Here is a 24141-nt window from a genome sequence, read left to right as displayed (position 1 = left end):
TCGCGCCGCTCCGCGAACGCCCGCCACCTCGATGAGGTGACGGGCGTCCGGATCCGGCGCGAACCGGGAACTACCGACTTACTTGCGCAGCGAGGCCGGGACCTCGAAGCGCGGGCCGAACTTCGCGGCCAGCTCGTCGGCACGGGCCACGAAGGCCTCCTGGCCACCGGGGTAGCCCACGATGAACTGGTGCGAGCCACCCGACCAGGCCGGGAAGCCGATGCCGAAGATCGAGCCGATGTTCGCGTCGGCGGTGCTGGTGAGCACGCCTTCGTCGAAGCACTTCTGGGTCTCGATGGACTCGGCGAACATCATCCGGTCCTTGAGATCCTGGAAGGTGACGCCCTCCGGGAGCTCACGGCTCGAGCTGAAGATCTCGCGCAGGTCGTCCCACAGGCCGGTGGCCTTGCCGTCGACGTACTCGTAGAAGCCCGCGCCGCCCAGCTTGCCCTTGCGGTCGTACTTGTCGATCAGGGTGTTGAGGACCTCGGCGGTCTTCGCGGACGCGGCATTGAGCTCGCCACCGGCCGCGAGGATGGCCTCGGAGGTCTCCTTGTAGATCTTCTGCATGGTGGTGAAGTTCAGCTCGTCGCTGAGCTTCAGCGGCGCGGCCGGGTAGCCCGCCTGCAGACCGGCCTGCTCGACAGTGGCCGGGTCGATGCCCTCGGCGACCATGGAGATGGCCTCGTTGATGAAGGTACCGATCACGCGCGAGGTGAAGAAGCCACGGCTGTCGTTGACGACGATCGGGGTCTTCTTGATGGCGAGGGTGTAGTCGTACACCCGGGCCAGCGCCTCGTCGGAGGTCTTCTCGCCCTTGATGATCTCCACCAGCGGCATCTTGTCCACGGGGGAGAAGAAGTGGATACCGATGAAGTCCTCGGAGCGCTTCACACCGTCGGCCAGCAGGGTGATCGGCAGGGTCGAGGTGTTCGAGCCGAGCAGGGCATCGGCGTCGACGATGTCCTCGATCTCCTGGAAGACCTTGTTCTTGAGCTCCGGGTTCTCGAACACGGCCTCGATGACGAAGTCGACACCCTTGAAGTCGGCCGCGTCGGCCGAGGGGGTGATGCGAGCCAGCAGCGCGTCGGACTTCTCCTGGGTGGTCTTGCCACGCGAGAGTGCCTTGGCCTCGATGGCCTCGGCGTAGCCCTTGCCCTTGACGGCGTTGGCGAGCTCGACGTCCTTGAGCACGACCTCGTAGCCGGCCTTGGCCGAGACGTAGGCGATGCCCGCGCCCATCATGCCCGCGCCGATGACACCGATCTTCTTGATCTCACGCTTGGGCACATCGGCGACCGACGGACGCGAGCCACCACCGTTGATGTGGTTGAGGTCGAAGAAGAACGCCTGGATCATGTTCTTCGCGACCGGACCGGTCAGCAGGCTCGTGAAGTAACGGCCCTCGATGGTCAGCGCGTTGTCGATGTCGACCTGCGAACCCTCGACCGCCGCGGCCATGATGGCGCGCGGGGCGGGCATGTTGGTGCCCTTGATCTGCTTGCGCAGGTTGGCCGGGAACGCGGGCAGGTTCGCCGCGAAGGCCGGGGTGGACGGGGTGCCGCCGGGGATCCGGTAGCCCTTCTTGTCCCACGGCTGCGCCGCTTCGGGGTTGGCCGCGATCCACACCTTTGCGGCGGGGATCAGTTCCTCGACCGTGGCGACGACCTCGTCGATCAGGCCGATTTCCTTGGCCTTGGTGACGCGGTGACGCTGGCCCTGCAGCAGCACCTGCATCAGCGCGTTCTGCAGGCCGAGCATGCGCACGGTGCGGGTCACGCCGCCGCCACCGGGCAGCAGGCCGAGGGAGACCTCGGGCAGGCCGATGGCCGAACCCTTGACGTCGGCCGCGATGCGGTAGTGGGTGGCCAGCGCGATCTCCAGGCCGCCACCGAGGGCAGCGCCGTTGATGGCCGCGACGACCGGCTTGCCGAGCTGCTCGAGGCGACGCAGCGGGGCCTTGACGTCGGTGACCATCTTGACGACCTCGGCCGCGTTGTCCGGGCCGACCTTCATCATGTTCTTCAGGTCGCCGCCGGCGAAGAAGGTCTTCTTGCCGGAGGTGATGACGACACCGGTGATGTCGTCCTTCTCCGCCTCGAGGCGGTCGACGGTGGCGTTCATCGACGCGAGGTACGCGTCGTTCATGGTGTTGGCGCCCTGGCTGGGGTCGTCGATGGTGAGGACGACCACGCCGTCGGCGTCCTTCTCCCAGCCGATGATGTTGTCAGTCATAAGTTTTCGTTCTCTCCTGTGAGAAGTTGGGCCGGAAGGTCAGACGCGCTCGATGATGGTGGCAACACCCATGCCGCCACCGATGCACAGCGTGATCAGGCCGTAGCGCGCGTTGCGACGCTCCAGCTCGTCGAGCACGGTGCCGGTGATCATCGCGCCGGTGGCACCCAGCGGGTGGCCCATCGCGATCGCGCCGCCGTTGACGTTCAGCTTCTCGTCCGGGACGTTCAGGTCCTTCTGGAACTTCAGCACCACGGAGGCGAAGGCCTCGTTGATCTCGACGAGGTCCATGTCCTCGATCGTCAGACCGGCCTTGGCCAGCGCCTTCTTGGCTGCCGGGGTGGGGCCGGTCAGCATGATGGTGGAGTCCGCGCCGGAGGTGGCGGTCGCGACGACGCGGGCACGCGGGGTCAGACCCGAGTTCTTGCCCGCCTCTTCGGAACCGATCAGCAGCAGGGCGGCGCCGTCGACGATGCCCGAGCTGTTGCCACCGTGGTGGACGTGGTTGATCTTCTCGATGTAGGTGTACTTCTGCAGCGCGACGGCGTCGAAGCCACCCATCTCACCGACACCGGCGAAGGACGGGTTCAGCTTGCCCAGGTCGGCGGCGGTGGTGCCGGGACGCATGTGCTCGTCGTTGTCGAGCACGACGAGGCCGTTCTGGTCCTTGACCGGGACGATCGACTTGGCGAAGTAGCCGCCGGTGGTGGCCTTGGCCGCCAGGTCCTGCGAGCGCACGGCGTAGGCGTCGACATCGTCGCGGGAGAAGCCCTCGATGGTGGCGATCAGGTCGGCCGAGACACCCTGCGGCACGAAGTAGCCGTCGTAGTTGGTGGCCGGGTCGAGCGCCCAGGCGCCGCCGTCGGAGCCCATCGGCACGCGCGACATCGACTCGACGCCACCAGCGATGACGAGATCGTCGAAACCGGAGCGAACCTTCTGCGCAGCCAGGTTCACGGCCTCGAGGCCGGAAGCACAGAAGCGGTTGAGCTGGAAGCCACCGACGGTGTCGGGCAGACCCGCGATGGTGACCGCGACGCGGGCGATGTCCATGCCCTGGTCACCGACGGGGGTGACAACGCCGAGGATGAGGTCCGAGATCTGGTCCTCGTCGAGGTTCGGGAAGCGGACACGCAGCTCCTGGATCAGACCAACAGTCAGATCGATCGGCTTGACCGAGTGCAGCGAGCCGTTCTTCTTGCCGCGGCCGCGCGGAGTGCGGATGGCCTCGTAGATGTAGGCCTCTGTGGTCATATCGGAGTGTTTCCTTCCTTGGGGTGCGGTGGCCGCACGAACGCCACGACCGATCGGCTCAGCGTCGTACAAATCCCGGCAAGCACCAGCGGAGCATAGAAGCATGCTCCACCGGCGATCCCGGCCACCCGTTCATACTACCGTGGTGTGCGAACTCCGGTTAACTTAACGCGCTCCGGACGGTGGCTGTCAACCATCCAGACTCTTTGCCCCGAACTGTTCACGTAGCAACGCCAGAGCGACCTCGTCCGGGTCTTGACGGTCGCCCGGAGCCACCGGCACCGCGGCGGCGGCCAGCATCTCCCGTTCCTCCTCCGGCGTCGGCGGGGCGAGAACCGCGGCATTGCGCGCGGAATCGCCGCCGGACCGGGACTCCGGCCCGTCCTCCGGGCCCGGGTCATCGGGTAAGTCGGGGAAATCCGGCGGCGGAATGTCATCGTCGGACGAGCGGTTCGCGCGGTTCGGCGACTGGTTGCCCCCGGCTTGACTCGGCCGCGAGAACTTCGGCCGTCCCGCCGGCTTGCTCTCCGGACTGCCCGTCCCCCGCGCGGCCCCGGCCTTGGCGGCGGGCGCGGGTCGCGGCGGCGGTGCTCCGGTCTCCCAGCGCACATCCAGTTCACGCCCGAGCACGGCCCGCACCGCCGACCGCACCGCGTCGATATTGCGCGGATCGGACAACCGCTGCGCCAACGGCGGACTCTGATGCGCGAAAACGATCACATCACCCTCGACCCGCGACACCGCCGCCCCCGACAACAACGCCTGCAGCGTGGCACCGAACTCGCGGACCCGACCCTTGATCTCGGGCCACGCGGCATCGACGATCCCGACCAGATCCTCGGCGGGCTCGGCCGCCTGCGCCGCGCCGACCGGCGGCTCTGCCGGTGTGGCGTCGACCTGCGGTGCTTCGGCGGGATCCGGCTCGGGTTCCGGCCGCACCGGCGAATCCGCCTGCGGCGCTACTACTTCCGGCGCCGGGACCGGGGTCACGTCCGCGCGGGATGCGTCGATGTCGGTCGACGGCTCGGCGGACTGCTCGGGGCCTACGCCTTCCGATCGAATGCTGGAACGCGCCGGGCCTCTCGCTTCGACCGGCGGACCGTCGGCCGCAAGTCGCTGGGGGGCAATCACTTCCGCGGGAGCGCTGGTGGCAGATTGCCCGGCATCGATCGGCGCCGCGGCAGGGTCAGGCGTTGCCGAATCCACTGCGGGTGCCGGTTGGGTGGCGGGCGCCGCAGACTGCACGACAGGCGCGGACGGTGCGGACTGCGCAGCAGGCGCCGACGGTCCAGCAGGCGCGGACGGTGCAGCAGGCGCGGACGGTGCGGGCTGCACAGCAGGCGCCGACGGTGCGGACTCGGCGATCAGCGCAGCCTCAGCAGGCGGCGGCGCGGGAGTTCTCGGGGCGGCGGCCTTCTGTTCCGCGACAACAGGGTTCGCAACACCAGGTGCTGACGACCCACCGGTCGCCGCTTCCTTCTCGGCGCGAGCGGCGGCGAGAAGCTCCGCACCTCGCCGGCCGCTGGACGACGGGACAGCGGGGCGCTCGGCGGGCGACTCGCCCGCAGCTGGACCAGGACGCGCGGGAGCGGGGACCGATCCGCTCGCGAATCCGCGTTCCAGGCGTTCGAGGCGCTGCAGGGTCGCCGACTCGGCGTCGGAGACCGAGGGCAGGAGCATGCGGGCGCAGATCACTTCGAGCAGGAGGCGGGGCGCGGTGGCGCCGCGCATTTCGCCAAGGCCCTCGTGGAGGAGTTCGGCGTAGCGGGTGAGGGTGGCGGGGCCGAGGCGTTCGGCCTGGTCGCGCATCCGCTCCATGACGTCGCCGGGGCCGGAGACCAGGCCGCGGTCGGCGGCGTCGGGGACCGCGCGCAGCAGGATCAGGTCGCGCAGTCGTTCGAGCAGGTCGACGGCGAATCGGCGCGGATCGTGGCCCGCCTCCATCACCGAATCAACCGTGTTGAACAGGGCGGCACCATCATTGGCGGCCAACGCGTCGACGGCGTCGTCGATCAACGCCACATCGGTGACGCCGAGCAGCGAGACCGCGCGCGGATAGGTGACACCGTCGGGCCCGGCACCGGCCAACAGCTGGTCGAGCACGCTCAGGCTGTCGCGCGGCGAACCACCACCGGCCCGGATGACCAGCGGATACACCGCTTCCTCGACCGGCACATGCTCCTGCTCGCAGATCTTGCCGAGCAGCCCGCGCATGGTGGCAGGCGGCAGCAGACGGAACGGATAGTGGTGCGTGCGTGAGCGAATCGTCGGCAGCACCTTGTCGGGCTCGGTGGTGGCGAAGATGAAGATCAGGTGGGCTGGCGGTTCCTCGACGATCTTGAGCAACGCGTTGAAACCGGCCGTGGTGACCATGTGCGCCTCGTCGACGATGAACACCCGATAGCGCGACTCGGCGGGCGCGTAGAAGGCGCGATCGCGCAGCTCACGGGTGTCGTCGACACCACCGTGACTGGCCGCGTCGAGCTCGGTGACGTCGAGATTGCCCGACCCGCCCGGCCCGAGCGCCACACACGACGAGCACGTACCGCACGGCGTGGACGTTGGCCCCTCCACACAGTTCAGCGAGCGCGCGAGGATCCGAGCCGACGAGGTCTTACCGCAACCACGTGGCCCGGAGAACAGATACGCGTGACTGATCCGCCCGGTATCCAGCGCTGTACTCAGCGGGTCGGTGACGTGCTCCTGACCCACTACTTCTGCGAATGTCGCCGGTCGATACTTCCGGTACAGAGCCACGACCCACAGGCTACCGAGAGTGTCCGACAGGGTTTATCGGCGGCTGGCACTGTACCCACGCGCGGTGACGAACCCTTGATAATGATGTGACCCAAATCACATTGAATTTCGCGGTATGGAGCGTAGGTGTAAAGCGTGCCACCAGGCGCAACGGTCGAGCTATCGACTGCTTTACACGCGGCGAATCTACTGTCGAGCAGTCGGTTGATACTGGTTGCTGCGGTAATGCATACCAATTCCCCGGTTGACGGCTCCTTACTGGATGTAACGAAATCATGAACGGTCGTGACAGCGGCGCAAGTGCCTGGCTACCGTGGATCTCGGCAACTTCGGTGGCCAAACCTTCATCAGGTTGGTGACCCCGGCCGGTCCCTCATCCCGACCGGGGCACAACCTTCGCGCACCGATCGCTCCCCCACCGCATCGACCGGAGGAACGTTTCACCGTGCTGTCGTGTGATGACATCGCAACCGCCTGGCTCGCCCACACCGACTTCGCCGGCGACAACGCCGCCGTCGGGCTACTGAGCCGGGCGATCAGCCCACAAGACTTCGACATCAAACGCGACTCGTTACCCGTCGCGGCCGCGGCCGACCCGGCGACCGCCGACGCCATCCTGCAACTGCTCGAACGCGGGCAGGTGCCGACGATGGCGGCCATTCGCACGCTCACCGCGCAGAACGAGATGCGCCGCGAGGCCGAGCGAATCGAGCGGCTCGGCCGCCGCGCCCAGCGCAGTATCGACGAGTTCGGTCGCATTCTCGCCCGCCTCGCCGCCGCCCACTGGACCGACCACAATATCGGTCCGACCAGGCGCGATATCCTCGCCGACGCCGAGGTCTGCGAGCTCATCACCGAACGGGTCGGTGAGATCGCGCCGTCGGCGGTGAAGCATCTGTGGCTCATCGAACGGGCGCAGCGGGCCGGCTGGATCGCCTCGAACGCGACGCCGGGTTCACTGTGTCCGGCTCGGCGCTGGCACACCACCAAATACGGCAATCGGGTCTCCCAGAAGCCGGTCAACATGGTCGGCAAGCTGGTCGCGGGCTTCGTCTCCGAGCACACCGCCGACCGGGGCAAGCCGCCGAGCTGGGCGGTGCTCGCCCGCGACGCGCGCGACGATCGCGGCCGCCGCCTGTTCTTCGACGTGGCCGACGCGCATGCCCAGCGGCGCTGGCTCACCACCGCCGAATGGCTGGCCGACAGCGATGACCTGCCCATTCCCGGTAAGCGCGGCGCGCGGGCACTGGCCAAGGAAAACCGGGGCTAGCACCGCCACTCGAGGTGCGCGTTCGGTAACTTTCTCGCAACGCACTCACGCGTGAAAGGAGTTACCGTGCCCGCAACGATCGACCCAGCGGCCACTGCTTGGCTACTCGCGGCTACCGCCATGGTGCTGTTGATGACGCCCGCACTGGCCGTCTTCTACGGCGGGATGGTGCGCTCGACCGGCGTGCTGAACATGCTGATGATGAGCTTCATCGCGATCCCGCTGGTCACCGTGGTCTGGCTGGTCGCCGGCTACAGCCTCGCGTTCGGCGACGACGCGGGTGGCGGGTTGATCGGCAATCTGGAACACCTCGGGCTGGCCGGGATCGATCCCGGCTCCGTCCGCGGCACGATTCCGGAACTGCTGTTCGTCACCTTCCAGCTGACGTTCGCGATCCTCACCGCGGCCCTGGTCTCGGGTGCCATCGCCGACCGCGCCAAGTTCGCGGGCTGGATGGTGTTCGTTCCGCTGTGGACGCTGGCGGTGTACGCGCCGATCGCGCACTGGGTGTGGGGACCCGACGGCTGGCTGCTGAACTTCGGCGCGCTCGACTACGCGGGCGGCCTCGTGGTCGAGATCGCCTCCGGCGCTTCGGCCCTGGCCTTGGCGCTGGTCCTCGGGCCGCGCATCGGGTTCAACATCGACGCGATGCGTCCGCACAACCTGCCCTTCGTGCTGCTCGGTGCGGGTCTGCTGTGGTTCGGCTGGTTCGGTTTCAACGCGGGCTCCGCGCTCGGCGCCACCGGGACCGCGGCGGCGGTCTTCCTGAACACGCTGGTCGCGGGCAGCCTCGGCATGCTCGGCTGGCTCATCGTCGAACAGCTCCGCGACGGGCGGCCAACCACCTTCGGCGCGGCCTCCGGTGCGGTGGCCGGTCTGGTCGCGATCACCCCGTCCTGCGGCGTGGTGAACACCCTCGGTGCCGTGGTGGTCGGCCTGGCCGCCGGTGTGCTGTGTTCCTTCGCGGTCGGCTGGAAACACAAAGCGGGCTATGACGATTCACTCGACGTGGTCGGCGTGCACTTCGTCGGCGGCATCGTCGGCACGATCCTGATCGGCCTGCTGGCCACCCAGGTGATGACCGGCGGCGTGAACGGCCTGCTCTACGGCGGCGGGTTCGCCCAGCTCGGCAAGCAGCTCGTCGCGGTGCTGGTGGTGGCGGCCTACGCGTTCGCCGTCTCGTGGGTGCTCGGCAAGGGCATCGACAAGATCATCGGCTTCCGCGTGAGCAAGGAAGACGAGACCGCGGGCATCGACTTCGCCCTGCACGCCGAAACCGCCTATGCCGAAGGGGTACACGGCTCCTCGCCGCGCCGCTTCGGCGAAGGCCACTACGGGACCTAACTCACTTCGTCGGCTGGGGACAACCACGTGTTGCACTCGAAGTTGCGATTCTTCAGATAGCCGTGGTTGTACCAATTGCCGTTGTGATCGGGGGTGCCGTGATCGCGGTGGCGGCCGTTGCCGTCACCGCGGTTGTAGTTGTGCTTCACCGCGGCGTAGCCCTCCTGCGAGGTCCACGATCCGCCCGCTTCCGACGAACCGATGTACATGCCGCCGAAACAGCTGGCCTGCAGCTCCATTCGACGTGATGTCTCCAGCCCGCCCGCCGACATCGTGCCCTGCTCGCGGCGCTGATTCGACGAGGCCTGCAGCAGGCCGGTGAGCCCCTGGACGTGATGGCCGTACTCGTGCGCGTAGACCGACAGTGCTTCCATCGGCGGATAGGGGGTGTTGTGCAGGACCAGGCCCTCGGTCGACATGTAGATGGTGCTCGACGCGCTGCAGTAGAACGCGTCACTGGTGGCGCCGCCACACGGCGATGACAACTGCGAAGGTTGTTCCGCGACAACCAGGCCCGGGCTTTTGAACGGCAGATTCGCGGCGGCCAGATTCGACCGCCACATCTGATCGAGGCAGACCTGCGCCGCCGCGAAGAACGCCTTGGCCACCGCCGCGGCGGTCGACCAGCGCGGCAGATCACAGTCCATATTCGACAGGCCCGCATCGTCGTTCTTGAACAGCGGGTGCTGGCCGAGCGCGATAACAGGTTGCGGCCCCGCCGGTTTCGTCGTGGTCGGCGCCGTGCTGCGCGCGGTGGTGGTGGCACGCGCGGTCGTCGTCGGATTCGTGGTCGGCGCAGGCGAATTCGAGCTGTAGGTGAAACTCGGTGGCGTCGTCTGCGCGCCCCTGTCCGGCGAGGTCTGATCGGACAGCGTCACCGCCGCCACCAGCCCTGCGACGACGCCGAACACGATCAATACCGTCAGCACCGCACCGGCCACACCCGAACTACCCCGACGCGGCGGCGGATATCCCTGCGGCGCATAGCCGTACGGCGGCGGCAATGGCCTGCCGTACGGCGGCATCGCGGGCCGACCAGACGGTGGCATCTGCCCGCCATAAGGCGACGGCATCCGCCCGCCGTAGGGCGGCGGCACGGGCCGGCCATAGGGCGGCTGCGGAGGAGGCGGGGGATACATCAATCACCTGACAACTGATCACGCACGGACATGGGTAACTCACCGGGCACGAGCCAACTCACCCCGCACCACACCGTCGGCCGCCAACGCTACCTATGCGGCACACAAGTCTGGCTAGAAGGCCCGGAGTGGCGGTACAGCCTCAGCTCACTTCGCTCGCAGCGACTATGAAGGTGTTGCACTGGGCGGTGAGGTTGCGGTTGAGGCCGGCTTCGAACCATTGGCCGCCGTGCTCGGCGGTGCCGTGGTCGCGCATGTCGCCTACGCCGTCACCGCGGCCGTAGGAATCCTTGGTGGCGACCGTGACCTGCGAGGAGGACAGCGAGCCGCCGCCCTTCGAGGAGGCGATGAACATGCCGTCGAAGCAGTTGGCCTGCAACTCGACTCGGCGCGAGAGCTCGAGGCCCTTGGCCGAGCGGGCGCCCGCGTCGACGCGCTCGCTGTTGGCCTTGCGCAGGATGCCCGACTGGGCCTGCACGTGGTGGCCGTACTCGTGCGCGAACACCGATAGGTACACGACCCAGTTGTCGCGGAACTGCTCGGTCTGCAGCTGGCTGATCGGCATGTAGATGGTCTTGTTCGCCGGGCAGTAGAAAGCGGCGAAGTTACTCGTCGATCCGGTGCACGGGGTGGTGATGCCGTCGGTGGTCGCGGTGATGCTGAGGGTCGGCGACTCGAAGGGCAGATTGTTCGCCGCCAGCAGCGGCTTCCATGCCGATTCGAGGCACGTCGCGGCCGATTCGAAGAAGGCGCGTGCCTTGTCGACCGAGGTGCCCCACGGCGCGTAGTCGCACGAGGCCGGGACCAGGGTGCCGTCGGAGTCGGTGAGCAGCGGGTTGTCGCCGGTCGCGGCGGGCGCGGTGCCGGGCTGAGGCTCGTAGGTGGTGGTCGGTTTCGGGCCGATCGCGCCGATCCCGAGGTCGACGCCGGTGTTGACGGCATACTTCACCAGGCCGCCGACCAGCAGGAAGATGAGGACGAGGATCAGCGAGGTGAAACCACCGCCGCGCTTACGTGGCGGCGGAGTCGGCCTGCCCGGCGGACCGTAGGGCATCGGGGGCGGGCGGTATCCCGGCGGCGGACCGTACGCCGGACGCTGCTGCCCGTAACCCTGTGGCTGGGAATATCCGGGATGGCCCTGCGGCTGTGGATAACCTTGCGGCCCATAACCCGGTTGTGGCCGGTATCCCGGGGGCGGCCCATAGCCAGGGGGTGGTGGAACCGGACGTCCACCTGGGCCGTTCGGCCCATAACCGTACGGTGGTTGAGTCACTCCCCCGTACCCCCCTCGTCTCATGAGTCGTCGACAGCCGCTGACGCAGAATAGCAAGCTGTCTAGAGTAAGCACCCATGCTGACTTTTCGGGGGGGCGCCGCGGGCGCGCTGCTACTCGCTGCGGCGGGTCTGCTCGTGGCCGCGCCGGTAGCCCACACGGAGCCCTCGACCTCCGGTGTTTCGATTACCGCCGACCTCACGCTGACCGAAACCGGTGTGCTCGAGGTCATCGAAACTGTCGCGGTACCCGCCGACGGAAATTTCACCATGTCGCTGCCGCTGCGCCTCAAGGTCGGTGACGATGTCGAACGCGTCTTCAAGGTCACCGATGTGACCGCGACCGGTAGCGGCACCGCCACCACCGCCAACGACCAGTTCGTCGTCGAAGCCAAGCCCGGCGAATCGAAGTTCACGTATACGGTGCACAACACCGTCTCCGACATGCCGGGCACGCAGGTGTTCCACTGGCTGGGCGTACTCAACGCCGATATCGCCGTGCTCGACGTCTCGGTGATCAGCCCGAGCTTCCAAATGGGCATCGTGGACTGCAAACTCGGCTCCGCGGGCAATGCCAAGCCGTGCGCCGACGTCCACACCGAACCCGACGGCGTGCTCTACCTGCACCAGACCGACCTGCGCAAGGGCGATGCCATCGACCTCACCTTGCAGATGCCCCCCGGCACCGTGCCCGCGAATGCCGATGTGCGCGGCGGAGATACGGGCCCCTTCGCCTTCACCACGCCAGTGCTCGTCGCCTTCGGCGCCTTCCTGCTCGCCCTGGCGGGCATGATCGCCTACGTGCTGCTGGCGCGGAAGCGGGCCGCCGCCGCGGTGGCGGGCAGCGACGCGTTCGATCCGCTGATCCAGCAGGGCGGCCGCGTCGAGTTCACCTCGCCCGACGGCGTGCTCCCCGGCGAGGCGGGCCTGATCATCGACGAACACGCCGACCCGGTCGACATCGCCGCCACCGTCGTCGATCTCGCGGTCCGGCGCTACCTGTGGATCACGCCGGTGAACGCGCGCGGTGAGGACGATTGGCGCATCAGCCGCGTCAACGCCCCCGACGACCAGTTGCGCGAATACGAACGCACCGTCTACGACATGCTGCTCCCCGAGGGCACCGACACCGTCGCCGTCCGCGAACTACGCGCCCCCGGCCGCCTGCAACTCGACCCGATCCGCGCCGCCATGCGCAACGACGCCGTAGCCACCGGCGCCTTCGCCGACCCCAAACAGCGCGCCCTCCCCCGCTGGATCGGCGCCGCCCTGATCGCCCTCGGCCTGATCATCACGGTCACCCTCGCCCTGACCACGGGCCACGCCCTGGTCGGCGTAGCCATCGCGCTGGCCGGCGGCGCAGCAATGCTCCTCCCGAACTACCTCCCCACCCGAACCCCCCTCGGCGACACCGTCGCAGGCCGAATCCGCGCCATGCACCGCGGCCTCGACACCGTCACCCGCGACCGCATCCCCCCCATCGACCAGGAAACAATCTTCTCCCGCGCCCTCCCCTACACGGTGATCAGCGGCCGAGCAGACAACTGGATCCGCACCTTCCGAGACATGAACCCCGCCGCCGATTCCCAACCAGGCCTCTACTGGTTCGCCGGCTACGACCGAGACCCCAACCTCCACCGCTTCGCCGCCCAATTCCCCTTCTTCATAACGGCACTAGAAGGCGCCTTCAACCCACACTGAGCCCCGCCCGTCTCCGCCTCCGTCTCCGTCTTCAACAACCCACACTGAGCCCCGACCGTCTCGGTCTCCGTCTCCGTCCTCAACAACCCACCCAACCCAGCCACCGCACTCCCGACCCTTAGGGAGGGACGGCCACGCAGTGGCCGGTCGCGGCCGGGTCGCCGGTTAGCCGCCGGGGCGTACGCGACGAAGGAGCAAGCCCCGGTGGCTAACCGGCGGCCCCTCGGGGCCGCGACTCGAGCGCGCCAGCGCTCCAATAAACACAGCCAGCGCCTCTAGGACTACCAAACCCCGCGCCCTGCCACACAAACCCGCCCCGGGACTACCAAACCCCACGCCCTGCCACACAAACCCGCCCCGGGACTACCAAACCCCGCACTCCGCCACACAAACCCGCCCCGGGACCACCAAACCCCAGCCCACCTAAACCCGCCGAACAGCCGCCAGCGGATCCGCGTACAACGCACTCAACGAAGTAACCACCGCCGCGAACTCCTGCACCTTCCCCCCGAACCCACTGATCCGAACATCCGTCGCAGCCAACTGCGTACTCTGCGAAAACGCCCGAGCCACATGCCCCAGCGCAGGCCGATACCCCGTAAAAGCCTGCCCACCCAACACAACTCGATCCGGGTTGAGCATGTCCCGCACCAGCGCGACAGTCTGCCCGAGCATCGTCGCCCGCTCGGCAAGCAATTCCCGCGCCGACTCCGACCCCGACTCCGCCGCCCGATACAGATCGTTGATCGTCCCGGCAGTCCCGTTGTGCGCCGGGATAATTCCCCGTCCCACCGCCCGAGCCTGCAACGCCCGATCGCCGACCGTCACTTCCAAGCACCCACGCCGCCCGCACGTGCACTGCACATCGGACCCCGTCGGCAGATGGGCGATCGACCCCGGCCCGTTGCTCGGAGTGTGCACCCGACCGTCGAGAGTCACTGCGATACCAGCGGTCTCACGAACGTAGAAGTAGAGGCTGCTGCCGTGCTGAGCGGCGGGGAGTTCGGTATCGGGCTCGGGACGACGAGCGTCGAAGGTCGGCAGCAGCAGCTCCGAAGCCGCCATCGCCTCGACGTGCGGCGCGACGGAAACCGGCAGCTCGAGCACATCACCGAGCACCTGCCCGATCGGCGCGCCCTTCCATTCCAGCTTCGGATGGTCGACCACCCCGCTCTGCGGATCCACCCGCCCACCGATGGCGACACCCGCCCACAGCGGCGTGCGCCGATGCCACCGCTGCAGAAACGCCTTGGCGCTGCGAGCGACGGTGGTGACCGCGAATTCCTGCCCGGTCTGCGGCGTCGCGATGGCGAGCCCACCGAGAATCCGTCCACGCAGATCCGCGGCAACGATCTTCGTCGCCTCGGCACCGATGTGGATGCCAAGGGTCAGATACGCGTCGTGATCGATCTCGAACGGCACTCGCGGCCTGCCGACTGCACCCGCGGCGGTGAGATCGGGTCGCTCACGCAGTAGTCCCGCCGAAAGCAACGACGCCACTTGCCGATTCACGGTGGCGATACTCAAACCCGTTGCCCGTGCGGCATTGTCGCGCGAGACAGGGCCCGAGGCCGCGGTACGCAGCACAGCGGCAGCGGGGTTGTCGCTACGCCGCAGCTCCGGCGGTACGACGGGTCGGGAAACTCGAGGACGACCGGCGCCCGCCCGGGAGACGGGGCGATCGATGATAGGAGCAGACATATGAAGTTCCTTGCTGAAATCCCGTTGTCCCAACGGGATTGCCTACACGTATAACGTGGCGGCGAGGGAGCCGAAGACGACTCAGCCGCAGTGGCAGGAACGACACAGTTCACGCGTCAACGGCAACCGCAGACCCAGCGCGGCGGTCACATAGGTGACCCGCTCAGCGGTGAGATGGTTGCCGGACATAACAATCAAGTTAACACCGAATCCGGACCCATCCAAGCCGAACCGGCGAATTGTGCGATGCGGCACACCATCACCGCAGGTCAGCGTCGTGCCAAAGCAGCAGCACCCCTGCGGGAACCGAAGTTCCCGCAGGGGATTCGAATGCAGAACTGCTCTTACTTGGCCGGAGCAGGCGCGTTGAAGGGCTGGTTGATCGTGGTGAAGTACTGGATCGCCGCACCGATCGCGACCGGAGCAGTGACCAGGATCTGCCCCGCGATGACGCCGAGCGCACCGAACGTGGTGGCGCCGACGAGGCAGCCGCCGATGCCGCCGGGGACCGAGCCGACCAGGAAGCCGAGAAGACCACCGGCGACCGCACCGGAGGCAGCACCCGCGACGCAACCGACGGCCGCGCCACCGAGTCCACCGACCAAGGTGCCGATGGAGGCACCGAGCGAGATGGTGGAGGTCAAACGGCTCCAGGCAGCCTGCTCACGCTCGTATTCCGTCTTCCATGGGGCCTTGTCCTCATACGGCAGCGCGACCGGTTTGTACACGGCCCTGGCCGGATCCAGCTGCGGCGTCAGCGTCGCGGTGTTGCCCGAGATCTCCGCCGCGATCGGCAGTTCGAACTCGTCGAGGCGGAACGCCAGCGGGGTGCCCGCGACGACGGTGCCGTTGGCGGCCTTGATCTTGAAGACGCCGTCCTCTTCGACCAGCGAGCCCGCGTCGGTGGTGATGACGGCCTTCGACTCGTCGACGACCTCGGCGGTGTAGTTGATCGGGGCGGCGGTCTCGTCGGCCGGCGCGGCGTTCACCGTCCCCGCCGTGACACCGGTAGCCACGGTCAACAGCGCCGCGACCACGGCGAATTTCCTAATCTTCATAAACTGCCAATCCCTCATCTGTCGTGGAGCTGTTCGAGTTGCCAGCTTCGAGCAGATCCACCCCCGTGACGAGGGAAAAAAGCAGCTAGATCTTAACTAAGAATTCATTTCTCGGCCTTCGCGGCCGCCTTGGCCTGCTTCTTGAATTCCCTTACTTCCGACAGCGTTTCGGCATCGACCACATCGGCGACCGAGCGTCGCGATCCGTCATCGCCATAGGATCCGGCCGCTTTTCGCCACCCTTCGGGCTGCACGCCGCGCTGCTTGCCGAGCAGCGCGAGAAAGATCTTCGCCTTCTGCGCCCCGAACCCCGGCAGGTCCTGCAACCGGCGCAGCACCTCCTTCCCATCGGGATCACCCGAGGTCCAGATCTGCGCGGGTACCCCGTCGTAGTGCTCGATCACGTACTGGGCCAGCGCCTGCGCCCGGCGCGCCATCGACCGCCCGTATCGATGAATAGCGGGCGGTGTCGCCGCGAGTTCCTCGAATTCGGCCGGATCGGCTTCGGCGATCTGCCGCAGCGAGAAACCCCCCATGCGCTCGGCGAGTTTGCGCGGCCCACGAAACGCGTGCTCCATCGGGTACTGCTGATCGAGCAGCATCCCCAGCAGCAGCGCGAAATCGTCGGTGCTGAGCAGTTCGTCGGCCTCGGATTCCTGCGCGAGGCACAGCGTGCGAGTCATACATTCATCGTGACACATTTCACCAGTAGCCTCTGAGTCCATGCTCACGAGGACTGCTCCCACTCTGGCGGTGCGAATGACCGACTACACCCCACGACCGGCCCGCTTCGACCAAGCGGCCCGGGACCAATTGATCGACGCCCATGATCTGGAAGTCACCCGACCCGGCATGCGCGCGCTCGGCGCCTGGAGTCACACCGCGCTGGCGCTGCGGCCCGGCGAGAGCGCCCTCGATATCGGGTCCGGCACCGGATCGGAGGTGGTCACCTTCGCCGCGGAAGTCGGGCCCGACGGCACCGCGGTCGGCGTCGAGCCGGATCCGAACCTGCTGGCCTCGGCCCAGCGCCGCGCGGTCGAGTCCGGGTCGAGCGCGACGTTCGTCTCCGGCGACGCCTACGGCCTGCCGTTCGGTGCCGACACCTTCGACGCGGTGCTGTGCGAGCGGGTGTTCCAGCACCTCACCGCCCCCGCGCGGGCGGCGGCCGAGATCGCCAGGGTGCTGCGGCCCGGTGGGCGCGCGGTCGTCGTGGACTGCGATTGGGCGACCGCGATCGTGCATCCCGGCAACCCGAGGGTGGTGCGCGCGGTGATCGACACGCTGATCTCCTCGACCACCAACCCGCACTCGGGCCGTCGCCTCGCCGGACTGCTCACCGGCGCCGGCCTGGTAGTCGACGAGATCGGCTCGCACGCACTGGTCCAGGACCGCACGGTCGGCACCGGCGCCCTGGTCCGCCGGATCGCGGACCTGGCCGCCCTGCGCGGCGTGATCACCGCGACCGAACGCGACCAACTACTCGCCGACCTACAGGCAGGCGCCGACCGAGGCGACATCCACATCTCGGTAACCCTGTTCGGCGCACTGGTGCACAAACCGGACTGACACCGGTGCCGGGCGCTCGCCGCGCCCGGCACCCACGGCTCAGTGCTCTTCGATCAGCTTCTCGGTGGCCGCGAGCAGCACACAGGTCGCCAGCCCGTCCATCGCCTTCTCCAGCTCCGGCAGCTGCGGGAAGCTGGGCGCGATGCGGATGTTCTTGTCCTCGGGATCCTTGCTGTACGGGAACGCCGAGCCCGCGGCGGTGAGCGCGATGCCGGCCTCCTTGGCCAAGGCGATCACCCGGGCGGCGGTGCCGTCGAGCACATCGAGGCTGATGAAGTAGCCGCCCTTCGGTTCGGTCCACGACGCCACCTTCGACGCGCCGAGCCGGTCTTCCAGGATGCGGCGCACCAGCGCGAACTTGGGTTCGAGCAGCGCGCGGTGCTTCTGCATGTGCTCGCGCACGCCCTCGGCGTCGGTGAAGAAGCGCAGGTGGCGCAGCTGGTTGAGCTTGTCGGGGCCGATGCTCTTCTTCGAGGCGTGCGACAGGTACCAGTCGATATTGGCCTGGGACGCACCGAAGAAGCTCACGCCCGCGCCGGCGAAAGTGATCTTGGAGGTCGACGCGAACACCAGCGGGCGGTTCGGGTTGCCCGCGGCCGCGGCCATCCCGAGTACGTCGATGACCGGGGCCGCGGTATCGGTGAGCGGGTGCACCGCGTAGGCGTTGTCCCAGAACAGCCGGAAGTCCGGCGCCGCGGCGGGCATCGAAACCAGTTCGCGGACAATCTCTTCGGAGAAGGTGACGCCGGTGGGGTTGGAGTAGTTCGGCACCGCCCACAGACCCTTGATCTGCGGATCGTTCGCCAGCAGCGCCGCGATGGCGTGGGTGTCGGGGCCGTCGTGGCGCATCGGGATGGTGATCATCTCGATGCCGAGCGCCTCGGTGATGGCGAAGTGCCGGTCGTAGCCGGGGGCCGGACACAGCCACTTGATCGGCTCGTCGTCGACCCAGCGGCGCGGGGAATCGGGGGTGCCGTAGAGCATCGAGAACACGATGATGTCGTGCATGATCTCGAGGCTGGCGTTGTTGCCCGCCAGCAGCTGGGCGACCGGAACGCCGAGCAGTTCACCGAAGATCGCGCGCAGTTCGGACAGGCCGGTGAGGCCGCCGTAGTTGCGGCAGTCGGTGCCCGAGCTGTCGCGGAAGTCGCCGTCGCCCGGCAGGGACAGCAGCGACGCGGACAGATCGAGTTGTTCCGGCGAGGGCTTACCTCGGGTGAGGTCCAGCGTGAGCTTCTCGGTTTTGAGCGTCGCGTAATTCGCGGTCTGGGACTCGTGCTCGGACACGAGTTCCTCGTGGCTCATCAAACCGATCTGCGTTTGCCGGGGCATCCTGGGCAGCCTTTCGAAGCAGCAAGGTGGGGTGCACGCTCTAGCGTGCCAACACCCGCAACGTTACCCGGCGGTTGCCCGGAATCGGCGGGGTATCAGGGCCAGGATCCGGCTCGCACGCTGCGAAGGTGCGTAGGCCGATCGGTCGAGGACGGGACCCCTGAAATTAAAGGGGACCCCGCGCACCCGGCAGAGCCCGTTGACCCTTGCTGCCTTCCGGCCCTGGGGGAGTTCACAGGATGCTCGCCGCGCGGGATCCGTCGGCCAGTGTAGCGGTAGTTCCGGCTACGAGCGATTCCGGTCTTCGAACAGCAGGTCGGCGGCTCGCGTGAGGACCTCCACACGCGAGCGACCCGCGTGGTCGGCGGCCAGGAAGTGACTGCCGATGGTGGCGCAGAAGGCGAGCAGACTTCGCGCTTCGACCTCGTCTGGATCTTCGCAGAACACGCCGATTGTCTCGCGCAGCAACGCCATTCGCGCATTGTCGACCCGGCGCAGCCGTTCGGCGACGTCGTCGTCGCGGCGGGCCCAGTCGCGGATCGCGAGGTCGATGGGTAGCAGCCGATCGCTGGAGAAAGTGAGCAGCCCGGCCACCCGCGCCTTGGTTTTCGGGTCGAGGGTCGCGACGCGCTCGAGCACCTGATCGGTCGCCTCGTTCTCCCACACGTCGAGCATGGCGGTGAGCAGGGCGTCGCGGTCGGCGAAGTAGCCGTAGAACCCGCCCTTGGTCACGCCGATGCGCTTGGCCAGCGCCTCGATCCGCACCGCGTCGACGCCCGAGGACGCCAGCACGGACAGACCTTCCTCGATCCATCTGGCCCGGGGAGTTCGCGCGGTGCCCACGACGTGTTCCTCCTCATATTCCTCGGCTGCCGCCGCATCGGGTGGCCGGTCCCCGAGTGTACGCAGCCGTATAGTCACCACGCTGACGGCGACGCTGGCTACGATCTATCCGATATCGGCAGCGGGGGGTTCCGGTTCCCCATGACACAGAGGGGGGCCCGATCGTGACCGGCCCGAATCAGCAACCACCCGGCGACGGCGTGCCGCCGTCCGACCCTACCGTCGCATGGTGGGAACGCCCCGGCGAAGGCGCGGGTCAAAGCCCCGCGCAAGCCGACCCGACGGTGCTGCGCGGCAATATCGGCGCGCCGGGTCCGTACACGGCACCGCCCGCGGCCACGCCGTACCAGAGCGGCGCCAACCCCTACACCGCGCCGCCGACGTATCAGAGCGGCGCGAACCAGCAGCCGTTCGCCCAGCAGCAGTTCCCACCGCCCCAGCAGTTCGCGCAGCCGCAAGCGGGCGGATATCAGGCTCCGCAGCCGCAGTGGGGCGCACCGCCGCGGCCGCCCTCCTCGGGCAACAAGACCCTGTGGTGGGTGCTCGGTTCGATCGCGATCGTCGCCGTCCTGGTGATCAGCGGCATCGTCTTCGCGGTGAACAAGGCCACCGACTCACTCGGCCCCGACTCCGACAAGTGGGCGGGCGACTACGAGTTCCAGAAGGGGAAGAACGCCTGCGATCTGGTCGACCTGTCCGTGCTGAACCAGTGGTCGACCACCCGTGAGACGACCACCCACACCGAGCGCGAACCCTACGAGTACATCGGCGGCGGCTCCTACAACTGCGACGCCAAGAACAAGGACTCCGGCCGCAACGCCGACGAGGCCAGTCTGTCGCTGCGGGTCGAGTTCAAATCCGATACCGGCACCGAGTCCGACTACGCCCGCTGGAAGAGCTCCGACACCAGCACCACCGGCAAGGGACACGAGAACGGCCCGGTGAGCGGCCTCGGCACCGAGGCCTACTACGCCAGCGAGCAACAGATCTACGGCTCGATCCCCAACGACTACACCTACATCGTCGCGGCGATCGACAGCAACGTGTCGGTGAAGGTGGAGATCGAGGTGTCCACGATGGGCAGCTACGACCGTGCCGAGATGTCGGCCGCCGCCGAAGCCCAGGTCCGCAAGGCCATGGCCGCTCTGAAGAAGTAGCAGGTCAGACCGGGTCGCCGGGGGCCGGTTTGGCATCGCACCCCTGCGACCCGCTATGCTGCTCCACGGAGGATTCGCCTAGTGGCCTATGGCGCTCGCCTGGAACGCGGGTTGGGTTAACGCCCTCAGGGGTTCAAATCCCCTATCCTCCGCAACAGCAGGGCCCTGATCGGTTCGCCGGTCGGGGCCCTGTTCGTTTAATCGGTGGATCTGTCAGTGGGCTTCCGTAGAGTGAGCCCCGATGGTGCGGGAGACCCCCACCACACCCACATACCGTCGTCGCCGCACCCAATACGAATGTGCGTGCCGACACAGTCAAGTGGGTACCCAGCCTTCGCGCCGGTCCGCAGTTCGGATCGCGCCGGTCGATGCCCGAAGGCGTCGATCGCAAGAAATCAGAAAGTAAAACGAAGTGAATACAGCACCTGAAACGAGCATCGGGCGCGACGCGTCCGGGCCGATCCGGCTGATGCTGCGTGACCACAAAGCCACCACCGGGCCGATCGACGGCGCCTGGTGGCCACGAACCGACCAGCCGATGACCGAGCTGCACCAGTTGGTGACCGCGGTCGGACCGCGGATCGGCAAGCTGGCCAGGCTCGGATTCGACTGGACCGCCAGTGAATCCGATACCGGCACAGCCCACAACGACCAGGCCGCGCGCATCATGCACGTGGTCGGCAGCAACGGCGCCGCGCTCGCGCTGCTGGTCATCCCGGCCGCCACCGAGGCGCCGGCGGCCCGCAGCCAGATGCGGTGGGCAGCGGGCAAACCGCGCATCCAGGACCCAGCGCCCGCCGACACGGCGGCCGACGGGCCTCGCACCCTCGTGCAGATCTGAGCCTCTAGTTCATCGGTCGCTGGTGTAGGTCGGATCGAAGTCACGCGGCGCACCGCGGCGACTCAGCAAGCGGTCGAACCATTCACCCAGGATGACGCCCGCCGCCAGCGCGCAGCCGACACCGAACGCACCGAGGATCTGCCCGAACCCGAGCAGCGTTTCGTCCTCGAGCAGGGCATACAGCCCGCGATACACCTTCAGACCCGGCAGCAGCGGCGTGATTCCCGCCGCCGCGACGACCAGGGGCGGCGTGAGCGCGCGACGTGCCATCAGACCACCGGCGAGACCGATCACGGTGGCCGCTAAGCCCGCGGACACCACCGGCCCGAAGCCGATGTCCTGCGCGCCGAGGTAAGCCATGGTGCCGCCCGCACCACTGAGCCCCGCCGCGAACAGCGCGCGCCGCTCGGCGTAACAGGCCATCGCGAAGGCGATCGCGGCGACGGCACCGGCGATCAGTTTGATCCACAGATACTCGGTGTCGCGGCCCGCGCCGGCCGCGATCTCCGGTACCGCGATGCCCATCATCGTCGAAATTCGCAGTGCCAGACCGATACCGGCGACGATGCCGCCGGTCATCATCACCACTTCGAGCATGCGGGCGGCCGCGGTGATCGGCGCGCCGGTGATGGCGTCCTGCACCGAACCCACCAGCTGCTGACCAGACAGCAGCACCGTGATGCCCGCGGCAACGATCAGCGCGGCATCCGAACGCCAGTGGTCGCTGACCGAGGCGAGTGCGATGGCCGGGACGGTGGCGATGACACCACCGATCATGTGCTGAAAGAACAGCGGCAGACCGAGCTGATGCAGGAATCGGTTCACCACATCGATCACGGCGGTGGTCGCGAAGCTGATCGCGGCCAGCACGAACCCACCACCGAGCAGCACCGCGATGGCCGCCGCCAGCAGCGACCAGCCCGCCGTCGACACCCAGCGCGGATAGGGGTGCCGCGATGAGATCAGCTCGTCGAGGGCGGCGTGCGCCTGGTCGACGGGGACGATCTGGCTGCGGATGCGCCGGGTCAACCGGTCGACCGCGGCCAACCGGGTGAAGTCGAGCGAGCGGTACTTCACCACGCGCATATCGCTGGCCGGTGGCAGCCGTGGCCCGCGGTCGGCCGTGATACGGATGGCGTCGAAGGTGACGTCGATATCGCAGCTGTTCAGGCCGTAGGTCGAGGCGATGAAGCGAACCTGCGCGGAGGTGTCACCGACACCGGTACCGGCCGAGAGCACGACCTCACCCACCCGCACCGCCAGGTCGAGTACCTGAGATACCTCGGCGTCGTCGGCGAGGTCGATCGGTTGCAGCGGGGTGGGCGCGGCGACGATGTTGTCGGCCGTGGCCCGCTGCGACGGCAGCAGGAACGGTCTGCGCAATCGCCACCACCGGCGCAGACCTGGGCGCTCGAGGATCGTGGCGCCGTCGCCTTCCGCCAGGGGGTCCGCACTCATACCTCGACGGTAATGGGGATCGCAGCGCCTTCGCCGACTCGCAATCAGTTCGTCAACGTGTCGGTGGCGGATGCGGCGAGGAGCGCGTGGCGAGGCTCACAGGTGCGCCGTAGGCTCAGATGTCGTCGATCAATCCGGTGCTGTAGGCCGTCGCCGCCAGGTGCTGTAAGCAGCGTGGACCGCATCCGTTGTGCTGAGTCAGCACGAAACGGGCCTGCTGGAGCGAAGAAATGGAAGAATCGGCCACACAGTCGGCATGCGCGGCGCGCCAGTGCTCTTCGTGCAGGCGGATCGCGGCGCGCGATGTCGGCGGGTCTGGTGCGGATGTGTCCAGCAGGGTGTGACGGGAGGGGCAGGCAATGGAGGCGATGACTGTATGAACACCGGGACGGGGAAGGTGATCCAGGAGCGGCGCAGGCTGCTCGGGCTCTCGCAGCCCGCGCTGGCCACCGCGATCGGGGTGAGCTCGCGCCAGATCACCAGGTACGAGTCCGAAGAGCAGTCGCCGACGCTGCCTGTCGCGGTGCGGTTGGCCGACGCGTTGCAGGTCTCGCTGGCGGAGCTGGCCGGCATCGTGGACAACCGCGTCGACCTGGCCGGACGCTGGTGGGCAGCCTGGCAGAAACCGGCGAATCACCCGGACGAGGTCGAGGTAGCGGCGGTGACCATCCGGCACGAGGGCGACCATCTGATGCTCGACTCGGCCGCCGAACCGGCTGTGCCCGTTGCCGATCCGGTCAACCAGGTGCGTGGTGAGATGCGCGTATGGGAGGGCGAGGCGCTCACCGGCTGGATGCGTGGCATGGATATCGCGTTCCCGGTCGGCACGATCTACTACTCGCTGCATCCCCAAGGTGCTCATGCGGTCGGCTCGTGGACGACGAAGTCGGGCCCCGACGGTCTGGTGCGCGGTTGGAGCGTCCTGGCGCGGGAGAAGTCCGACGCCGAGAAGCTGCTGGCGGAGATGTTGCGCACCGACGGCAGCGTCGAGTCGTGGCCGGGTCCTTCGCGCTCGGCCTGAAGCCGCCGCCGGATCTCGGCGACGCTCGGGCGCCCGCGTTCGGCGGGCGGGGTGAGTAGTAGGTAGCGGCTCAGCCCCCCGAACACGAACAGCCCCAGAGCAATCCACAGATACATCTCCATCGGTTCCCCTCCGAACGAGTCAGTGCCTGCACGAGTGGCGCGGTATGGTGGTGGCTGAGCCGCCACGAAA

At 67.8% G+C, this 24141-nt stretch carries 19 protein-coding genes, 1 tRNA gene and 1 other RNA gene; 8 read left to right on the top strand and 13 right to left on the bottom strand.

What is annotated here, in order from left to right; translation table 11 throughout:
- Window positions 1-78 precede the first annotated feature (78 nt).
- From ACWZHB_RS29685 to ACWZHB_RS29675, 3 genes are all read right to left on the bottom strand, one after another.
- Entirely contained in the window at window positions 79-2235 is a 2157-nt protein-coding gene (locus ACWZHB_RS29685; RefSeq protein WP_427905050.1) for a 3-hydroxyacyl-CoA dehydrogenase NAD-binding domain-containing protein, read from the bottom strand.
- 39 nt (window positions 2236-2274) lie between these two features.
- Window positions 2275-3489 carry an acetyl-CoA C-acetyltransferase gene (locus ACWZHB_RS29680; RefSeq protein WP_427905049.1) on the bottom strand — a complete coding sequence of 405 codons (1215 nt, stop codon included), beginning with the start codon at window positions 3487-3489 and terminating at the stop codon, window positions 2275-2277.
- A 189-nt stretch (window positions 3490-3678) separates the two neighbouring features.
- Window positions 3679-6246 (bottom strand): DNA polymerase III subunit gamma and tau, encoded by a 2568-nt coding sequence (locus ACWZHB_RS29675; protein ID WP_427905048.1) that lies wholly within the window; start codon window positions 6244-6246, stop codon window positions 3679-3681.
- Between the two features lie 445 nt (window positions 6247-6691).
- Between ACWZHB_RS29675 and ACWZHB_RS29670 the strand changes: the two genes are divergently transcribed.
- Window positions 6692-7516: a hypothetical protein gene (locus tag ACWZHB_RS29670; RefSeq protein ID WP_427905047.1), complete on the top strand. Its 825-nt coding sequence runs from the start codon at window positions 6692-6694 to the stop codon at window positions 7514-7516.
- Between the two features lie 66 nt (window positions 7517-7582).
- Window positions 7583-8860: an ammonium transporter gene (locus tag ACWZHB_RS29665; protein WP_427905046.1), complete on the top strand. Its 1278-nt coding sequence runs from the start codon at window positions 7583-7585 to the stop codon at window positions 8858-8860.
- On the opposite strand, the gene ACWZHB_RS29660 is transcribed toward ACWZHB_RS29665, so the two are convergent.
- Together ACWZHB_RS29660 and ACWZHB_RS29655 are read right to left on the bottom strand one after the other, a co-directional pair.
- The gene (locus tag ACWZHB_RS29660; protein ID WP_427905045.1) at window positions 8857-9909 is read right to left on the bottom strand and encodes a neutral zinc metallopeptidase; all 1053 of its coding nucleotides are present in this window, start codon (window positions 9907-9909) and stop codon (window positions 8857-8859) included. The genes ACWZHB_RS29665 and ACWZHB_RS29660 overlap by 4 nt on opposite strands.
- Window positions 9910-10141: 232 nt before the next feature.
- A complete protein-coding gene (locus ACWZHB_RS29655; protein WP_427905044.1) occupies window positions 10142-11053 on the bottom strand; it encodes a neutral zinc metallopeptidase in 912 nt (303 codons plus the stop codon).
- Between the two features lie 296 nt (window positions 11054-11349).
- On the opposite strand from ACWZHB_RS29655, the gene ACWZHB_RS29650 reads away from it, so the two are divergent.
- Window positions 11350-12972 (top strand): DUF2207 family protein, encoded by a 1623-nt coding sequence (locus tag ACWZHB_RS29650; protein WP_427905043.1) that lies wholly within the window; start codon window positions 11350-11352, stop codon window positions 12970-12972.
- Between the two features lie 423 nt (window positions 12973-13395).
- Here the strand turns inward: ACWZHB_RS29650 and ACWZHB_RS29645 are convergent, their stop codons facing one another.
- From ACWZHB_RS29645 to ACWZHB_RS29635, 3 genes are all read right to left on the bottom strand, one after another.
- Window positions 13396-14673, bottom strand: a complete 1278-nt coding sequence (locus tag ACWZHB_RS29645; protein WP_427905042.1) for an ROK family protein — start codon at window positions 14671-14673, stop codon at window positions 13396-13398.
- 344 nt (window positions 14674-15017) lie between these two features.
- Window positions 15018-15731, bottom strand: coding sequence for a hypothetical protein (locus ACWZHB_RS29640; RefSeq protein WP_427905041.1), 714 nt, complete (start codon window positions 15729-15731; stop codon window positions 15018-15020).
- Window positions 15732-15835: 104 nt separating this feature from the next.
- Window positions 15836-16414, bottom strand: a complete 579-nt coding sequence (locus ACWZHB_RS29635; RefSeq protein ID WP_427905040.1) for an HhH-GPD-type base excision DNA repair protein — start codon at window positions 16412-16414, stop codon at window positions 15836-15838.
- A gap of 40 nt (window positions 16415-16454) precedes the next feature.
- On the opposite strand from ACWZHB_RS29635, the gene ACWZHB_RS29630 reads away from it, so the two are divergent.
- A complete protein-coding gene (locus ACWZHB_RS29630) occupies window positions 16455-17297 on the top strand; it encodes a methyltransferase domain-containing protein (RefSeq protein ID WP_427905039.1) in 843 nt (280 codons plus the stop codon).
- Window positions 17298-17336: 39 nt separating this feature from the next.
- Here the strand turns inward: ACWZHB_RS29630 and ACWZHB_RS29625 are convergent, their stop codons facing one another.
- The 3 genes from ACWZHB_RS29625 to ACWZHB_RS29615 all read right to left on the bottom strand — a co-directional run bounded on the left by ACWZHB_RS29625 (window position 17337) and on the right by ACWZHB_RS29615 (window position 19472).
- Window positions 17337-18629, bottom strand: a complete 1293-nt coding sequence (locus ACWZHB_RS29625) for an aminotransferase class I/II-fold pyridoxal phosphate-dependent enzyme (protein WP_427905038.1) — start codon at window positions 18627-18629, stop codon at window positions 17337-17339.
- A 167-nt stretch (window positions 18630-18796) separates the two neighbouring features.
- Window positions 18797-18891, bottom strand: an RNA gene (gene ffs, locus ACWZHB_RS29620) — signal recognition particle sRNA small type.
- A 23-nt stretch (window positions 18892-18914) separates the two neighbouring features.
- Window positions 18915-19472: a TetR/AcrR family transcriptional regulator gene (locus tag ACWZHB_RS29615; protein WP_427905037.1), complete on the bottom strand. Its 558-nt coding sequence runs from the start codon at window positions 19470-19472 to the stop codon at window positions 18915-18917.
- Window positions 19473-19636: 164 nt separating this feature from the next.
- Here ACWZHB_RS29615 and ACWZHB_RS29610 point away from each other — a divergent pair, with 164 nt between their 5' ends.
- From ACWZHB_RS29610 to ACWZHB_RS29600, 3 genes are all read left to right on the top strand, one after another.
- Complete coding sequence (locus ACWZHB_RS29610; RefSeq protein WP_427905036.1) at window positions 19637-20629, top strand: hypothetical protein; 993 nt, start codon at window positions 19637-19639, stop codon at window positions 20627-20629.
- A gap of 67 nt (window positions 20630-20696) precedes the next feature.
- Window positions 20697-20781, top strand: a tRNA-Ser gene (locus ACWZHB_RS29605).
- A gap of 260 nt (window positions 20782-21041) precedes the next feature.
- Window positions 21042-21470: a DUF5994 family protein gene (locus ACWZHB_RS29600; protein WP_427905035.1), complete on the top strand. Its 429-nt coding sequence runs from the start codon at window positions 21042-21044 to the stop codon at window positions 21468-21470.
- A gap of 9 nt (window positions 21471-21479) precedes the next feature.
- Here the strand turns inward: ACWZHB_RS29600 and ACWZHB_RS29595 are convergent, their stop codons facing one another.
- Entirely contained in the window at window positions 21480-22928 is a 1449-nt protein-coding gene (locus tag ACWZHB_RS29595; protein WP_427905034.1) for a threonine/serine exporter family protein, read from the bottom strand.
- Window positions 22929-23043: 115 nt separating this feature from the next.
- Window positions 23044-23175, bottom strand: coding sequence for a hypothetical protein (locus ACWZHB_RS29590; RefSeq protein ID WP_427905033.1), 132 nt, complete (start codon window positions 23173-23175; stop codon window positions 23044-23046).
- A gap of 129 nt (window positions 23176-23304) precedes the next feature.
- On the opposite strand from ACWZHB_RS29590, the gene ACWZHB_RS29585 reads away from it, so the two are divergent.
- A complete protein-coding gene (locus tag ACWZHB_RS29585) occupies window positions 23305-23949 on the top strand; it encodes a helix-turn-helix domain-containing protein (RefSeq protein WP_427905032.1) in 645 nt (214 codons plus the stop codon).
- The last annotated feature ends 192 nt before the right edge of the window (window positions 23950-24141 follow it).

The sequence above is a fragment of the Nocardia sp. FBN12 genome (assembly GCF_054031145.1).
The sequence above is the reverse complement of the archived record's forward strand: the minus strand, read 5'-3'. Positions and strand labels throughout refer to the sequence as shown.